Raw genomic sequence first — 16,475 nt, forward strand, 5'->3', positions numbered from 1 at the left:
CGGCCGGCCGGCACAGGGGCACCCCGTACCCGGGCAGCCCGCACCGGGCCACCCCGCCCCCGCTCCGCCCCCGGCCTACGGCTACCCCCAGCAGTCGCAGCCCACCGTCGGGCCCGGGTATCAGGCCGTCCTTCGGTACCGTGCGCAGGACGGGTCGGAGCAGCAGTTGATCCGGCGGTCGGCGCCGGGGACGCCGCACCCGGAGTGGCAGATCTTCCACGAGCTGCGCGGCATGAACGTGCCCCCGGACCAAGTGCTGGAGCTGCACACCGAGTTGGAGTCCTGCGAGCTCCCGGGGGCGTACTGCGCGCGGATGATCCGGGAACAGTGGCCGCAGGCGCGGATCGCGAGCATCGCCCCGTACGGCACGGATCACGCGAGCCGCCAGCAGGGCATGCAGCAACTGCTGGCACACCAGGGCGAGTTGCACCAGGTGGCGGACGGTCCCGCCCGCCCCGCGCCGGTGCGTGCGCCGTTGCCGCCCGTGCAGGCCGCGCCGCCGATCCCGCCGGAGGGTGTGGCGCAGGAACTGGCGGGGGCGTTCGGCCCGGGGATCTTCCGGTTCGAGCAGGTCGCGGTGGACCGCCAGGGCGTACCGCCGGTCGTCGCGCACTCGCTGGTCGTGGCGGGGCTGCCGTTGGACATGGGCCCGTTCTTCTGGGCCCAGGCCCAGCCGGGGCGGCCGGTGCCGACGCTGGCCGAGCTGGCGGCCGAGCGCGGGGTGCGGCCGGCCTCCGACGCGGGCTCGTACCTCGTCATGGGCAGCGACTTCGGCAAGGCGATCTGTGTGCAGTACGGCACGGCGAACATCGTCGCCGTACCCGTGGAGTCCGGCCCGGGCGGTGCGCCCGTACCGCCGCAGTTCGTGAACACGGGCCTGCCCGAGTTCCAGCGGTGTCTGGCGCTGCTCGGCCGGATGTGGCGGCTTCGCTTCGGTCTGAACCAGGAGCAGGCGGGCCGCTGGACCGTCGACTTCCAGGCCCAGCTGGCCTCGCTCGACCCGGCGGCGCTGGGTTCACCGGAGAGCTGGTGGTCGGTGCTGCTCGAACAGATGTGGGACGGGCTGCTGTGACGCCCCGCCGCCGCTGAGCCACGCGTGCGCGGAGGGCCGGACCCGGTCGGTGACCGGGTCCGGCCCTTTTGTGTGCGCGCCCTCTGACCCGACGACCGGGTGTCGACCACGGGCCTTCTGCGGAGTGTCGCGTTATGAACATTTCCGTCCGATACATCAAGATGTGCGCGAAATCATCATTTCGCGCCCGTTTGTGTGGTCGACGGAGAGGGGTTCCAGGATGAGCAGCGCAGCGGTGTCGCCCCCGGGGTTCGTGGCCGTACGGGGGCGCGGCTACCGCCCCGAACAGGTCGACGCGTACGCCGCCGCCCTGTCCCATGACCGTGACGCCGCCTGGGAACGGGCCGCCCGGCTCACTGTGCTGGCCCGGGAGATGGAGGCCGAGGCGGTGCGGATGCGGGAGGTCGTGGCGACGCTGGCCCCGCAGGCGTACGAGGCACTCGGCGAGGGGGCGCGGCGGCTCTTCGAGTTGGGGCAGGAGGAGGCCGCGGCGGTTCGGGAGAGGGGGCGGCAGGAGGCGCAGCGCCTCACGGACGAGGCGCGAGCGCACGCCGACGGCGTACTGGGTGCCGCGCAGGCGCACGCCGATGCGGTGCGCGCCGAGGCCGACGAACGCGCCCGTCAGCGGCTGCTCGCCGCGCGCGCCGAGGCGGACGAGATCCGTGTCACCGCCCGGCGTGAGGTGAAACAGGGGCGCGGGGAGGCGCTCGCCGCGTTGCGCGACGTACGCCAGCGCACCATCGCGATGCTCGCCGAGCAGGCCAGGGAGCACGCGGAGCGGTGGGCGGAGGTGGAGCGGGCCGAGGAGAAGCGGGCAACCGAGGCGGACGCGCGGGACTCCGAACGGGTGGCGCGGGCGGAGGCGGCGCTGTCGGACGCGCGGCGGGAGTTCGCGGAGGCGGAGGCATCGCTGGGCCGGTGCGAGGAGGACGCACGCGCGCGTGCGGCGGAGATCCTCGCGGAAGCGCGGGCCCGGGAGGAGCGGATCGCCGACGAGACGGAACGGGTACTGCGGGAGAACGCGGAACGCTGGGACGAGATGCAAGCCCAGATGGACCACGTACGCAGCAGCCTGACGGCCCTCACGGGAAGAGCAGCAACGGAATGACACCCGGGCCGGCGGCACAGACCCGACGCCGGTCACCCGACCCACCCAGGGGCGCGGGGAACTGCGCGCCCAGCACCACCGACCCGACGCCGAACTAGCCGGGCCGGTCAGGGCGGCCGGGCTGGCGGCACAGGCCCGGCGCCGGTCACCTGCACCCACCCAGGGGCGCGGGGAACTGCGCGACCAGCCCCCACGCACCGGCACCCGACACACAACCCCGGCTCACCCCCTCCGCACAGCCCCCGCCAAGATCAACCCCTCCACCGCCTCGTACTGCCGCCGCTGCTCCTCCGCCTTCCGTCGCCCCGAGACGACCGTCCCCAGCCACCCGAACAAGAAGCCCGCCGGAATCGACACCAGCCCCGTCGTCGTGAACGGCAGCCAGTTGAAGTCGGCCTCGGGGAAGGCGGACACAGGTGAGCCGGAGACGAGATTCGTGCCCGGCATCAGCAGGAGCACCGTCACCGTGCCGCCGATCAGCGTGCACAGCAGCCCCGTTCGCGTGTAGCGCCGCCAGAAGAGGGCGTACACCAGCGCAGGCGCCAGCGCGGACGCGCCGACGCAGAAGGACAGGATCACCAGCGGCTGCAGACTCCGGTGCTGGATCAGCGTCGCGAGGAAGATCGTGGGGACCCCGACTGCCAGCGCGGACACCCGGGCCAGCAGGATCTCCCGATGCGCCGGCATCGACCGGGCCCGTGCCGCGAACACGTCGTGCGCGAGGGAGTTGGCGCAGGCGAGGATCATGCCGGCGACCGACGCGAGCAGGGTGAGGAAGAGCGCCGTGGTGACCGCGGTGAAGAGAAACGTCTCGCCGGTCGACACCTCGGGCCCGAACACCGCCCGCGAGCCCAGCAGATACGCCGTATTGCCCCGCGGATCCGCCTCCGCGATCACCGTCCGCCCGATCATCGCCGTCGCCCCGACCCCGACGACCGTGATGACCAGCACGAACACGGCCACCGCCGACACCGCCCAGGACATCGAACGCCGTACCTGACGGGCACTGGACGCGGTGTACATGCGCATGGTGACGTGCGGCAGACAGGCCCCGCCGATGACGACCGCGAGCTGCGAGGTGATCATGTCGAGGCGCGGGTACGGCCCGCCCGCGAACTCAAGGCCGGAGCGCAGATAGCCCGGCCCCACCCCGCTCTGCCGGGCCGCCGTGTCGAACAGCGCCGCGGGGTTCCAGTCGAACCGGCTCATCACGAGTACGGCGATCACGGCGCCCGAGCCGAGGAGCATGACGATCTTCATGATCTGGATGAGGGCGGTGCCCTTCATGCCCCCGATGGCCGCGTAACAGATCATCAGGATGCCCAGGCCGATGATGAAGCCCGTCTTCAGGGAGTCGCCGGAGAACCCCAGGATGAACGCCAGCAGTTGGCCGGCGCCGGCGAGCTGCACCAGCATCAGCGGCAGCAGCGCGGCGAGGGTGACCACGCACGCGGCGACGCGTACCGCACGTCCCGGCATCCGGCGGGCGAGCGCGTCGCCCATGGTGAACCGGCCCGCGTTGCGCAGGGGTTCGGCCAGCAGGAACATCAGCAGCATCAGCGACAGGACCGTGCTCAGGGCGAGGACGATGCCGTCGTAGCCGCACAGCGCGATGACCCCGCCCGTGCCGAGGACGGTCGCGGCGGAGATGTAGTCGCCCGCGATGGCGAGGCCGTTGCGCAGGGCGGACAGGGAGCTGTAGCCGGTGTAGAACTCGTCGAGGTCGTCGCCGTCCGGGCCGGTCATCACGCACAGCAGGAGGGTGATGGTGGCGACGGCGGAGAACGCCACCAGGCTCATCGCCTGCGCGGAGTCGCTGAAGCCGGTCATCGCGCCGCCGCCCCTCGCCGGGCGTCCACCTCGGACTGCTTGCGGATGCGGTCCGCGAGCGGGTCGACGTAGCGGCGCGCGGTGTGCTCGTACACGGCGATCGCCAGCCAGGTCACGGGCAGTTGGAGCAGGGCGAGGAGCAGTCCTGTGGGCAGCCCGTCGGTGACGCTGCTCGCCATGAAGGACGGCGCGTACGCGGACAGCACCAGGAAGAGCGTGAAGTAGCCGAGCGCGGTGAGCGTGGCGGTGCGCCGCTGCCAGCGGTAGGCGCTGCGCAGGATCCGCAGGTCGCTGTGGTGGCCGAGCGGATCGCGGTGGCGCGGGCGGTGCCGGGCCGGTTCCGGCGGCGGGGCGGGAGGCTGCCATGGATAGGTGGGGTACGGCTGTGACGGGTCGTAGGACACCCGGTGCTCCTTGCGAGGCTCGGGTCCGGCGCGGCGGACCGCAGGGAGTTGGGGGGTGGACGGGGGAGCGGAGCCCCGCACGTTACTCGGCGGTCCGGAGTTGTACACCCCTTTCGACAAACTGATCGGTCGGTATGCGCTTACTTCCCTGACCTGCGGTGTTACCCCCGTTAACTCCGACTTTTGGTCTCACCGGAGCGTGCTCGGGTCCTTACTTCGCGTGTGCTTCAGCCGGTGGCCGAGGGCTCGCTCAGTGCTCCTCGAGCACCGGGAAACCGCCGCGGCGCCAGCACCAGCAGCACCGTGAACGCCAGGGCCGCCGCGCAGCCCGCGCCCACGTACACCGTGTGCACCGCCTCCGCGATGGCCGCGCGGGTGGCCTCCGGGGCCGGGCCGGCGTCCAACGCGCGCGTGACGGAGTCGAGGTCGCTCGCGCCGCCCAGGCGACTTGCCAGGACGCCGTTCGCGACCGCGCCGAAGACCGCCGCGCCCACCGTCTGGCCGGTCTGGCGGCAGAAGAGGACGGAGGCCGTCGTCGTGCCGCGTTCCGCCCAGCCGACGGTCGACTGGACCCCGACGATCAGGGGGAGTTGGAACAGGCCCAGGGCGCCGCCCAGAAGGAGCATCAGCAGCGTCGGCTGCCAGGCCGCGCCCGGGTAGGGCAGGAAGGGAAAGGCGAAGAGGATCAGGGCCGCCGTGCCGATGCCCAGCATCGCCGTGTTGCGGAAGCCGATGCGCCGGTAGACGTGCTGGCTCAGGGCCGCCGACACCGGCCAGCTCAACGTCCATACGGACAGCACGAATCCGGCGGCGACCGGTGCGAGGCCGAGTACCGACTGGGCGTACGTCGGCAGGAAGACCGTGGGGGCGACCATGAGGAGGCCCAGGAAGCCGAGGGCCAGGTTCACCGCGGCGATCGTGCGGCGGCGCCACACCCAGCCGGGGATGATCGGCTCGGCCGCCCGGCGTTCGATCAGGACCACGGCGGCCACCAGGGCAAGTCCCGTGCCGAACAGGCCCAGTGACGGCCACGACAGCCACGGCCAGGCCACCCCGCCCTGCACGAGCGCCGTCAGCAGCACGCCCCCGCACGCGAACACCGCGAGCGCGCCCGCCCAGTCGACACGCGTACGCGTGGCCGTCGTTCCGCGCAAGGAGCGCTGCGGCTCGTGCAGGTGACGGGTGATCAGCCACAGCGCCACCGCGCCGATCGGCAGGTTGACCAGGAAGATCCACCGCCAGTCGGCGTACGCCGCGAGCACCCCGCCGATCCCCGGCCCCGCGACCGCCGCCACCGCCCACACCGTGGACAGCCTGGCCTGGATCTTCGGGCGTTCCTCCAGCGGGTACAGATCGGCGGCGAGCGTCTGGACCGTGCCCTGCAGGGCCCCGCCGCCGAGCCCCTGGACGATCCGGAACGCGATCAGCGCCCCCATGTTCCACGCCACCGCGCACAGCAGCGAGCCGAGCAGGAACACCGCCGAGCCCGCGATCAGCACCGGCTTGCGCCCAAAGGTGTCGGACAGCTTGCCGTACACCGGCAGCGTCACCGTCACGGCCAGCAGATAGCCGGAGAACAGCCAGGAGAAGACCGAGAAGCCGCCCAGGTCACCGACGATCTGCGGGACCGCCGTGGAGACGATGGTGGCGTCCAGGGCCGCGAGTGCCATCGCGAGCATCAGGGCGGCCACGACAGCCCCGCGCCGGTTCGTGGAGACCTGCCGCGCGGGCTCCCGTATCGCCGGCTTCGTGTCGTCCACGCGGATTCCTTCCCCCTGCATCTATCTGCCGGCGACCACTCTCCCACTTGCCCCTCACGCGGCGGCAGGGGGCAGTCTCGGTGCGGCGGGGGGTGGAGCCGACCCCTAGATCGCCTCCACCCGGCGGTGGACTGCCCCTAGGGGTACCTCCGCACTACGGCTGGGGGAGGGTTCGTACCGCCGGAGGAGGAGAAGGGCCACGGCACGTCCTTAACCTGGCTTTACGCCGCTGGGGAGCGGTGGGGGAGGGGCGACCGGATCGACGGGGGTGGGGTTTTCCCCCGTAGAAGAGGGTGCTGAGCACCAGCGCGCCGCACCACCTCACGGCACCAGACTGAACGCCGTACCAAGCACACGCACCAGCACTTACCGCACGCCGGGCGCTCCCGGCGGCTCATTGGCTGACCGATATAGGAGACATACCGTGACATCGGCTGTAACCATCACCAGGCACGGGGGCACTGGAGGGCGTACGGCCGTTGCCGCGCGGGCACGGCAGGTCGTCAAGGCGTACGGGTCCGGCGAGACCCGGGTCGTCGCCCTGGACCAGGTGGACGTGGACATCGCTCGCGGACAGTTCACCGCGATCATGGGGCCCTCGGGGTCCGGCAAGTCCACGCTCATGCACTGCCTCGCCGGACTCGACACCGTCACGAGCGGTCAGATCTACCTCGACGACACCGAGATCACCGGCCTGAAGGACAAGAAGCTCACCCAACTGCGCCGGGACCGGGTCGGGTTCATCTTCCAGGCCTTCAACCTGCTGCCGACGCTCAACGCGCTCGAGAACATCACGCTGCCCATGGACATCGCCGGCCGCAAGCCGGACAAGCAGTGGCTCGCGCAGGTCGTCGACACCGTGGGGCTCTCGGACCGGCTCAAGCACCGGCCCACCCAGCTCTCCGGCGGACAGCAGCAGCGGGTCGCCGTGGCCCGCGCCCTGGCCGCCCGTCCCGAGATCATCTTCGGTGACGAGCCGACCGGAAACCTCGACTCGCGCGCGGGTGCCGAGGTGCTGGGCTTCCTGCGCCGCTCCGTCGACGAGCTCGGGCAGACCATCGTGATCGTCACGCACGACCCGGTGGCCGCCTCCTACTCGGACCGCGTGCTGTACCTCGCCGACGGCCGGATCGTCGACGAGATGTACAAGCCGACCGCGGAGGCCGTCCTGGACCGCATGAAGGACTTCGACGCCCGGGGGCGCACGTCATGACCGTCATGAAGACCTCCATGCGCAACTTCTTCGCGCACAAGGGACGCATGGCCCTGTCGGCCGTGGCGGTCCTGCTGTCGGTGGCCTTCGTCTGCGGGACGCTGGTGTTCACCGACACCATGAACACCACCTTCGACAAGCTCTTCGCGGCCACGTCCTCGGACGTGACGGTGAGCGCCAAGGGCGCCTCCGACAGCGGCGAGACGACCTCGGACAACGGCAAGCCGCCGGTCATGCCGGCCTCCGTGCTCGCCAAGGTGCGCCAGGCGCAGGGCGTGAAGACGGCGGAGGGGACCGTCTTCTCGACCTCGGTGACCGTCGTGGACACCGACAAGGACAGCCTCTCGCCGTCCGGCGGCGGCCCGACCATCGTCGGCAACTGGAACCGCAACGACGCCCGCACCATGAAGATCACCTCCGGCGCGGCGCCGAAGAACTCCGGCCAGGTCATGGTCGACAAGGACACCGTCGACAAGCACCACCTGAAGCTCGGTGACGAGATCGGCGTGATCAGCGCGGTCGGCACCCACACCGCGAAGATCTCCGGCGTCGCGGAGTTCCAGGTCACCAACCCCGGTGCGGCGATCTTCTACCTGGACACCAGGACCGCCCAGAAGACGCTCGTCGGCGCGTCGAACGTGTTCACGAACGTCAACGTCACGGCCGCGTCCGGGGTCACCGACGCACAGCTCAAGAAGAACGTCGCCGCCGAACTCGGCGGCACCTACAAGGTGCAGACGGCCAAGGAGACCGCCGACGCCAACCAGAAGGACGTCGAGGGCTTCATGAACGTCATGAAGTACGCGATGCTCGGCTTCGCCGGGATCGCCTTCCTCGTCGGCATCTTCCTGATCATCAACACCTTCTCGATGCTGGTCGCGCAGCGGACGAGGGAGATCGGGCTGATGCGGGCCGTCGGCTCCTCCCGCGGACAGGTCAACCGGTCCGTGCTGGTCGAGGCGCTCCTGCTGGGCGTGTTCGGGTCGGTGCTCGGGGTCGGCGCGGGCGTCGGGCTCGCGGTCGGGCTGATGAAGCTCATGGGCTCCCTGGGCATACACCTGTCGGCCAGCGACCTGACCATCGCCTGGACGACCCCCGTGGTCGGCCTGCTGCTCGGCGTGGTCGTCACCGTCCTCGCCGCCTGGCTGCCGGCCCGCCGCGCCGGCAAGGTCTCCCCGATGGCCGCCCTGCGCGACGCGGGCGCCCCGGCCGACGCCAAGGCGGGCCGCGTACGGGCCCTGCTCGGCACGGTCCTGACCGGAGCCGGCGCTTACAGCCTGTATGTGGCCGCGTCCGCCGACAAGGCGAGCCAGGGCTCCCTGTGGCTCGGCCTCGGCGTGGTGCTCACCCTGATCGGCTTCGTCGTCATCGGACCGCTGCTCGCCGGCGCCGTGGTGCGTGTCCTGGGCGCGATCGTCCTCAGGATGTTCGGCCCGATCGGCCGCCTGGCCGAGCGCAACGCCCTGCGCAACCCGCGCCGTACCGGTGCCACGGGCGCCGCCCTGATGATCGGCCTCGCGCTCGTCGCCTGTCTGTCGGTCGTCGGCTCGTCCATGGTCGCCTCGGCGACGGACGAGCTCGACAAGACGGTCGGCACGGACTTCATCATCCAGTCCGACAGCGGACAGCTGGTCACCCCGGCCGCGGTCAGGGCCGTGAAGGCCACGCCGGGCCTGGCGCACGTCACCGAGTACAGGACCACGGAGGCCGACTACACGACCCCCGACGGCAAGACGCTCAAGGACACCGACATCACGGCGGCCGACCCGACGTACGCGACCGACCTGCAGACCAAGACGGTGGCGGGCGAGCTCGCCGACGCCTACAAGGCCGACTCGATGTCCGTGCACGAGAAGTTCGCCAAGGCGCACGGCATCCACCTGGGCTCGAAGATCAAGGTCGCCTTCAAGGACGGCGCGACCGCCGAGCTGACGGTCCGGGCGATCACCAGCAGCGACGTCGTCATCGACGCGGGCTCGAAGTACATCTCGATCGCCACCCTCGCCAAGTACGTGCCGGCCGACAAGATGCCGCTCGACCAGTTGGTCTTCGCCAACGCCAAGGACGGGCAGCAGGACGCCGCGTACAAGTCCCTGAAGTCGGCGCTGCACGACTACCCGCAGTACACCGTGCGCGACCAGACCGACTACAAGCAAGCCTTCAAGGATCAGATCGGGGGGCTTCTGAACATGATCTACGGCCTGCTGGCCCTCGCGATCATCGTCGCGATCCTGGGTGTCGTGAACACCCTGGCGCTCTCCGTGGTCGAGCGGACCCGGGAGATCGGCCTCATGCGGGCGATCGGCCTCTCGCGGCGCCAGCTGCGGCGGATGATCCGCATGGAGTCGGTGGTGATCGCGCTCTTCGGCGCACTGCTGGGGCTGGGTCTGGGCATGGGCTGGGGCGCCACCGCCCAGAAGCTCCTCGCCCTGGAGGGCCTGAAGGTCCTGGACATCCCCTGGCCGACGATCATCGGGGTCTTCGTCGGCTCGGCCTTCGTGGGCCTGTTCGCCGCCCTTGTCCCGGCCTTCAGGGCGGGCCGGATGAACGTCCTGAACGCCATCGCGACCGAGTAGCCACCCCTGGGACGGGGGAACGCGGGGAACGCCCGGCGCCGAGAAGTCACGGGGGACTTCTCGGCGCCGGGTTCTTTGCCGTCCCCGGGGAGCAGTTCGCGGGTTCTTCGCCGTCCCCGGGGAACAGCTCGCGGGTTCTTCGCCGTCCACCGGGCACCCGGGGGTGAGACGGAGTTGTCCACAGGGCACTCGCGGGCGGGGCAGGGTTGTCCACAGGCTCCGACGGCCGGGCCGACGCCGTCGTAGGCTGGAGACCCCCCGGCCCTTCGTTGTGTCGGGCCCTTCGCGTTGCCCACCACCCGAAAGCCCCCGGACGAAAGCCGCCCAGAATGAGCCTGCACGGTCTGCTCGACGCCGTCGTCAAGGATCCCGCCCTCGCGGAAGCGATCACGGCGGCCCAGGACGGCAACCGCATGCACGTCGACCTGGTCGGCCCCCCGGCGGCCCGCCCCTTCGCGATCGCCGCGCTCGCGCGGGAGGCCGGCCGGCCGGTGCTCGCGGTGACGGCGACGGGCCGCGAGGCCGAGGACCTGGCCGCGGCCCTGCGCTCCCTGCTCCCCTCGGAAGGGGTCGTGGAGTACCCGTCCTGGGAGACCCTCCCGCACGAGCGCCTCAGTCCCCGCTCCGACACCGTCGGCCGGCGTCTGGCCGTCCTGCGGCGCCTGTCCCACCCCCGCCCCGACGACCCCGAGACCGGCCCGGTCTCCGTGGTCGTCGCGCCCGTACGCTCCGTGCTCCAGCCGCAGGTCAAGGGCCTCGGCGACCTGGAACCGGTGGCCCTGCGCACCGGCCAGACCGCCGATCTGAACGCGGTCGTGGAGGCCCTCGCCGCCGCCGCGTACGCGCGTGTGGAACTCGTCGAGAAGCGCGGCGAGTTCGCCGTACGTGGCGGCATCCTCGACGTCTTCCCGCCCACCGAGGAACACCCCCTGCGCGTGGAGTTCTGGGGCGACGACGTCGAGGAGATCCGCTACTTCAAGGTCGCCGACCAGCGCTCCCTTGAGGTCGCCGATCACGGCCTGTGGGCCCCGCCCTGCCGCGAACTGCTCCTGACGGACGACGTACGCGCACGTGCGCGCGCCCTTGCCGAGGAGCACCCGGAGCTCGGCGACCTGCTCGGCAGGATCGCCGAGGGGATCGCCGTGGAGGGCATGGAGTCCCTGGCTCCCGTCCTCGTCGACGACATGGAGCTCCTGATCGACGTCCTGCCCAAGGGCTCCATGGCCGTCGTGTGTGATCCGGAGCGGGTCCGCACGCGCGCGTCCGACCTCGTGGCCACCTCGCAGGAGTTCCTCCAGGCGTCCTGGGCGGCCACCGCGGGCGGCGGCGAGGCGCCCATCGACGTGGGCGCGGCCTCCCTGTGGTCCATCGCCGATGTCCGCGACCGCGCGCGCGAGCTGGACATGATGTGGTGGTCGGTGTCGCCGTTCGCCGCGGACCTCGAACTGGAGGCGGACACCCTCAAGCTCGGCATGCACGCGCCCGAGACCTATCGCGGCGACACCGCCAAGGCGCTCGCCGACACCAAGGGCTGGCTCGCCGACGGCTGGCGCGCGGTCTTCGTGACCGAGGCGCACGGCCCCGCGGCCCGCACCGTCGAGGTGCTCGGCGGCGAGGGCATCGCGGCCCGCCTCGACGCGGAGCTCGAATCCCTGAGCCCGTCCGTCGTGCATGTGGCGTGCGGCTCCATCGAGTACGGCTTCGTCGACCCGGCGCTCAGACTCGCCGTCCTGACCGAGACCGACCTGACCGGGCAGAAGGCGGCCGGCAAGGACGGCGCCCGGATGCCCGCCCGGCGCCGCAAGACGATCGACCCGCTCACCCTGGAGGCGGGCGACTACATCGTCCACGAACAGCACGGCGTCGGCCGCTACATCGAGATGGTCCAGCGGACCGTGCAGGGCGCCACGCGCGAGTACCTCGTCGTCGAGTACGCCCCCGCCAAGCGCGGCCAGCCCGGCGACCGGCTCTACATCCCCACCGACCAGCTGGAGCAGATCACCAAGTACGTCGGCGGCGAGTCCCCCACGCTGCACAGGCTCGGCGGCGCCGACTGGACCAAGACCAAGGCGCGCGCGAAGAAGGCCGTCAAGGAGATCGCCGCCGACCTGATCAAGCTGTACAGCGCGCGCATGGCGGCCCCCGGGTACACCTTCGGCCCGGACACCCCCTGGCAGCGCGAGCTGGAGGACGCCTTCCCGTACGCGGAGACGCCCGACCAGCTCACCACCATCGCCGAGGTCAAGGAGGACATGGAGAAGTCGGTCCCCATGGACCGCCTGGTCTGCGGCGACGTCGGCTACGGCAAGACGGAGATCGCGGTCAGGGCCGCCTTCAAGGCCGTCCAGGACGGCAAGCAGGTCGCCGTCCTCGTCCCCACGACCCTGCTGGTGCAGCAGCACTTCGGGACGTTCAGCGAGCGGTACTCCCAGTTCCCCGTGGTCGTGAAGGCGCTCAGCCGCTTCCAGACCGACACCGAGGCCAAGGCCACCCTGGAGGGCCTGCGCGAGGGCTCGGTGGACGTCGTCATCGGCACCCACCGGCTGTTCTCCTCGGAGACCAGGTTCAAGGACCTCGGCCTGGTCATCGTCGACGAGGAGCAGCGCTTCGGCGTCGAGCACAAGGAGCAGCTGAAGAAGCTCCGCGCCAACGTCGACGTGCTGACCATGTCCGCGACGCCGATCCCCAGGACCTTGGAGATGGCGGTCACCGGCATCCGCGAGATGTCGACGATCACCACGCCCCCGGAGGAGCGCCACCCGGTGCTCACCTTCGTCGGACCGTACGAGGAGAAGCAGATCGGCGCGGCCATCCGCCGTGAACTGCTGCGCGAGGGCCAGGTCTTCTACATCCACAACCGGGTGGAGTCGATCGACCGCGCGGCGGCCCGGCTGCGGGAGATCGTCCCCGAGGCGCGCATCGCCATCGCCCACGGCCAGATGACGGAGCAGGCCCTGGAGCAGGTCGTCGTCGACTTCTGGGAGAAGAAGTTCGACGTGCTGGTGTCGACCACGATCGTCGAGTCGGGCATCGACATCTCCAACGCGAACACGCTGATCGTGGAGCGCGGCGACAACTTCGGCCTGTCCCAGCTGCACCAGCTGCGCGGCCGGGTGGGCCGTGGCCGTGAGCGCGGTTACGCGTACTTCCTGTACCCGCCGGAGAAGCCGCTGACGGAGACGGCGCACGAACGGCTGGCGACGATCGCCCAGCACACCGAGATGGGCGCGGGCATGTACGTGGCGATGAAGGACCTGGAGATCCGCGGCGCGGGCAACCTCCTCGGCGGCGAGCAGTCCGGGCACATCGCGGGCGTCGGCTTCGACCTGTATGTCCGCATGGTCGGTGAGGCCGTCGCCGACTACCGGGCCTCCCTGGAGGGCGGAGTCGAGGAGGAGCCGCCGCTGGAGGTCAAGATCGAGCTCCCGGTCGACGCGCACGTCCCGCACGACTACGCGCCGGGCGAGCGGCTGCGTCTGCAGGCCTACCGCGCGATCGCCTCGGTGAACACCGAGGAGGACATCAAGGCCGTACGCGAGGAACTCGTCGACCGCTACGGCAAGTTGCCCGAGCCGGTGGAGAACCTGCTGCTGGTGGCGGCCCTTCGGATGCTGGCACGCGCGTGTGGCGTCGGCGAGGTCGTCCTCCAGGGCACCAACATCCGCTTCGCACCGGTGGAGTTGCGCGAGTCCCAGGAGCTGCGGCTCAAGCGGCTCTACCCGGGCACCGTCATCAAGCCGGCCCTGCACCAGGTGCTGGTACCGCGCCCGAAGACCGCGAAGGTGGGCGGAAAGCCGCTGGTCGGGCGGGAGTTGCTCGGTTGGGTGGGAGAATTCCTGACGTCGATCCTGGGGTCGTGACGGTCATGACGTGGCCTTGCGGGGTCGTGACGGTCGTGTCGTGGCCTTGCGGGGTCGTGACGGTCGTGTCGTGGCCTTGACGGGAGGGTCGGGGCCGGGCGTCGGTTGCGTGGACGCGATGGTGGGGTGACCGGCGGTCGGGCCGTCGGCCGCCCGCCCCGGGTGGGCCTGAGCGGCGGGTCCCCGACCGTGCAGCGCCCGCCGACGTGACCCGACTCCCGGACCTGCTAGGCGACTTCTGGGTCGCGGTGCCGGCCTGCGCAGGGCTCTCGTCGGAGACGGCGCCGGGCATCGGCAAGGTCTGACCGTGATAGTCAGGACGGATGCTCGGACGACTTCCCCTCACGGAACAACTGGACGCGTTCCGTTCCACGCTCGGCCGCAACGAGATCCTCACCGAGGTGATGGCCAGGACGGCGACGCTCGACCTGCCGGGCTGGTACGTGACGGCGGGCTGCCTGTTCCAGACCGTGTGGAACGTGGTCACCGGCAGGCCCCCGGCCCAGGGCATCAGGGACTACGACGTCTTCTACTTCGACGACACCGATCTCTCCTGGGCGGCCGAGGACGCCGTGATCAAGGCGGGCCAGGAGGCGTTCGACGGCCTGCGGGCCGAGGTGGAGATCCGCAACGAGGCCCGGGTGCACCTCTGGTACGAGCGGAAGTTCAAAGTGCCCTGCCCGCCGCACGACTCCACCGAGACCGCCATCGACCGCTTCGCCGCGACCACGTGCTGTCTGGGCGTGCGGCTGGAGCCCGACGGGCAGTGGCGGGTCTACGCGCCCCATGGACTGTCCGACGTGTTCAACCTCGTCGTCCGGCCCAACCCGGTGCTCGCCCCGAAAGCGGTCTACGAGGCCAAGACCGCGCGCTGGAAGGAGGAATGGCCGGAGCTCACGGTGCTGCCGTGGCCGGCCGGTCCACCCGCATGACCCCTCTGGCACGCGAAGCCGCCCGCGGGAGACGGGTCTTGGCGGACGGCCTCTCGTTCAGCGTGTGAAGTGTGAATGGGGAGCGCGTTCGGGTCTTACGGCTGCTCGGGTCCTACGGTTGTTCGGGCCTGTCGCGGTCCATGCCGAGCGACCCTTCGGTCTTCTGCTGCGCGTCGTCGACCTGGCCCTCGTACTTGTTGCCCGTTCGGCCGTTGACCTTCCGTTCCGCCATGTCGGACGGGTTCTTGCCCTTGTCCTGCACCTCGCGGTTGCTCTTGAACCCATTGAGGGGTGGATGGTCTGGACCTCCTGAATGCCGCGGTGTGCCCGCTCGCTACGGTGTGCGCGGCGTCGTTCGCGGGAAGGCGCTCCCTGCGGGGGCGGACCGGGTTGCAAGGGGAGGGGCGCACGTGATGCGTCTGAGGGGCGGGGCCGCGGCTGCCGTCGGGATGGTGTTCGCCGTGGCCGGGTGCAAGGCGGATACGACCACAGGGGCCGGTGGGCCCGAGGGGACCGGAGGTGCCGCCGGTTCGGGTGCGGCGCTCACCGCCGCGGAGTCGCTCACCGTGAAGGGGCGGGCGCCCAAGACGGGTTACCAGCGGGACGGGTTCGGCACCGCGTGGGCGGACACCGACTCGAACGACTGCGACACCCGCGTTATGTCTGTGCTTCGTCGGGTGGCCCAGGTGTTCGTGCAGCTCAAGTCGGGAGTCGTGAGCTGTGCTTGCTGAGAGGGACGTGAGGCACAAGGGTGCCGGGAACATACGCTTCGTCCGCGCCGCGGCGGTGGCGGCAGCCGCCGTTCTCCTCTGTTCGGGATGCGAAGATCTCGGCGCGGACGGCTCCTCGACGGGTACGGGTGCGGGTGCGGGTGCAGGCGCGGCTGCGCCGGATGGACGGGCGGTCAGTCCGCTCAAGAACCCCGATGGCACGAAGCCAGGCCTTGCACCCGTGACGACGGGCGCGGACAGGGCTGCGGCGCGCAAGCTCATCGAGGAGTTGTCCACAAAGGGGCGGGGCCCCAAGACGGGCTACGCCCGCGACAAGTTCGGGTACGCCTGGATGGACACGGCCGACGGGGTGCCGTTGGCCAGGAACGGGTGTGACACGCGAGACGATCTCATCCATCGTGATGGCCTGAACCTTCGTTTCCGAGCCGGTTCCGACTGCGTGGTCGTCGCCATGACGCTGCACGACCCGTACACCGGGACGACCATCGAGTGGCGCAAGCAGCAGGCTTCTGCGGTGCAGATAGATCACGTGGTGCCGCTGTCCTACAGTTGGCAGATGGGTTCGTCGCGCTGGCCGGAGAACAAGCGCAAACAGCTTGCGAACGACGTGCTCAATCTGATTCCGGTCCAGGGGCGAGCCAACTCGGCCAAGGGTGATTCCGGACCCGCGTCCTGGCTGCCGCCCAACAAACAGATCAGGTGCGCCTACGTGGTCCGGTTCGCTCAGGTCGCCGTCAAGTACGAGATGCCGGTCACCGCCCCCGACAAACAGATGATGCTGCGCCAGTGCGGCGGTTGACATGCGGCACGGGTTTCTCGACGAGGCTGGATCGGCTGCTGCCCGGCAGCGGTCCGTGACCGGCCTCACGTCGTTCCGGGCCTCCGGGCTGAGCAGCGCCACGAGTGCGCGCACGCCCCACCACCCGGCCTCGCCGTACGCCCGTACCCCGAACGAGGATCCTGCGATGCCGCCCAGGTAGGTGCGGGTG

The 16,475-nt window shown here is 70.8% G+C and carries 11 protein-coding genes and 1 pseudogene; 8 read left to right on the forward strand and 4 right to left on the reverse strand.

Translation table 11 applies throughout. The features are described 5' to 3' along the window. On the forward strand, window positions 1–1,072 hold a 1,072-nt coding region (locus tag ACFVYN_RS31010; RefSeq protein ID WP_390004491.1), incomplete at its 5' end, for an SUKH-4 family immunity protein. 220 nt (window positions 1,073–1,292) lie between these two features. Beyond that, window positions 1,293–2,180 carry a cellulose-binding protein gene (locus ACFVYN_RS31015; RefSeq protein ID WP_390004493.1) on the forward strand — a complete coding sequence of 296 codons (888 nt, stop codon included), beginning with the start codon at window positions 1,293–1,295 and terminating at the stop codon, window positions 2,178–2,180. Between the two features lie 222 nt (window positions 2,181–2,402). Here ACFVYN_RS31015 and ACFVYN_RS31020 read toward each other — a convergent pair whose 3' ends face one another. The 3 genes from ACFVYN_RS31020 to ACFVYN_RS31030 form a co-directional block, all read right to left on the reverse strand. Beyond that, on the reverse strand, window positions 2,403–4,010 hold the full coding sequence (locus ACFVYN_RS31020; protein ID WP_390004495.1) for a cation acetate symporter: 1,608 nt from the start codon (window positions 4,008–4,010) through the stop codon (window positions 2,403–2,405). Then, on the reverse strand, window positions 4,007–4,414 hold the full coding sequence (locus ACFVYN_RS31025; RefSeq protein ID WP_390004497.1) for a DUF485 domain-containing protein: 408 nt from the start codon (window positions 4,412–4,414) through the stop codon (window positions 4,007–4,009). Before ACFVYN_RS31025 ends, ACFVYN_RS31020 begins: the two co-directional genes overlap by 4 nt. 227 nt (window positions 4,415–4,641) lie before the next feature. Then, window positions 4,642–6,195 carry an MFS transporter gene (locus ACFVYN_RS31030; RefSeq protein WP_390004500.1) on the reverse strand — a complete coding sequence of 518 codons (1,554 nt, stop codon included), beginning with the start codon at window positions 6,193–6,195 and terminating at the stop codon, window positions 4,642–4,644. Between the two features lie 403 nt (window positions 6,196–6,598). Between ACFVYN_RS31030 and ACFVYN_RS31035 the strand changes: the two genes are divergently transcribed. From ACFVYN_RS31035 to ACFVYN_RS31050, 4 genes are all read left to right on the forward strand, one after another. Further along, complete coding sequence (locus tag ACFVYN_RS31035) at window positions 6,599–7,387, forward strand: ABC transporter ATP-binding protein (protein WP_390004502.1); 789 nt, start codon at window positions 6,599–6,601, stop codon at window positions 7,385–7,387. Then, on the forward strand, window positions 7,384–9,963 hold the full coding sequence (locus tag ACFVYN_RS31040) for an ABC transporter permease (protein ID WP_390004505.1): 2,580 nt from the start codon (window positions 7,384–7,386) through the stop codon (window positions 9,961–9,963). Before ACFVYN_RS31035 ends, ACFVYN_RS31040 begins: the two co-directional genes overlap by 4 nt. Before the next feature lie 329 nt (window positions 9,964–10,292). Then, window positions 10,293–13,823, forward strand: coding sequence for a transcription-repair coupling factor (mfd, locus tag ACFVYN_RS31045; protein ID WP_390004508.1), 3,531 nt, complete (start codon window positions 10,293–10,295; stop codon window positions 13,821–13,823). Between the two features lie 323 nt (window positions 13,824–14,146). Beyond that, window positions 14,147–14,755: a nucleotidyltransferase family protein gene (locus ACFVYN_RS31050; RefSeq protein ID WP_390004510.1), complete on the forward strand. Its 609-nt coding sequence runs from the start codon at window positions 14,147–14,149 to the stop codon at window positions 14,753–14,755. A 112-nt stretch (window positions 14,756–14,867) separates the two neighbouring features. On the opposite strand, the gene ACFVYN_RS31055 is transcribed toward ACFVYN_RS31050, so the two are convergent. Continuing rightward, the gene (locus ACFVYN_RS31055; protein WP_390004512.1) at window positions 14,868–15,017 is read right to left on the reverse strand and encodes an antitoxin; all 150 of its coding nucleotides are present in this window, start codon (window positions 15,015–15,017) and stop codon (window positions 14,868–14,870) included. Between the two features lie 151 nt (window positions 15,018–15,168). Between ACFVYN_RS31055 and ACFVYN_RS31060 the strand changes: the two are divergent. Together ACFVYN_RS31060 and ACFVYN_RS31065 are read left to right on the forward strand one after the other, a co-directional pair. Then, a pseudogene (locus ACFVYN_RS31060) lies at window positions 15,169–15,411 on the forward strand (hypothetical protein); the annotation flags it as partial. A 130-nt stretch (window positions 15,412–15,541) separates the two neighbouring features. Further along, window positions 15,542–16,285 carry an HNH endonuclease family protein gene (locus tag ACFVYN_RS31065; protein WP_390004579.1) on the forward strand — a complete coding sequence of 248 codons (744 nt, stop codon included), beginning with the start codon at window positions 15,542–15,544 and terminating at the stop codon, window positions 16,283–16,285. Window positions 16,286–16,475 lie beyond the last annotated feature (190 nt).

Origin of the sequence: Streptomyces sp. NPDC058307, from assembly GCF_042880295.1 — a bacterium.
Lineage (GTDB): Bacteria > Actinomycetota > Actinomycetes > Streptomycetales > Streptomycetaceae > Streptomyces.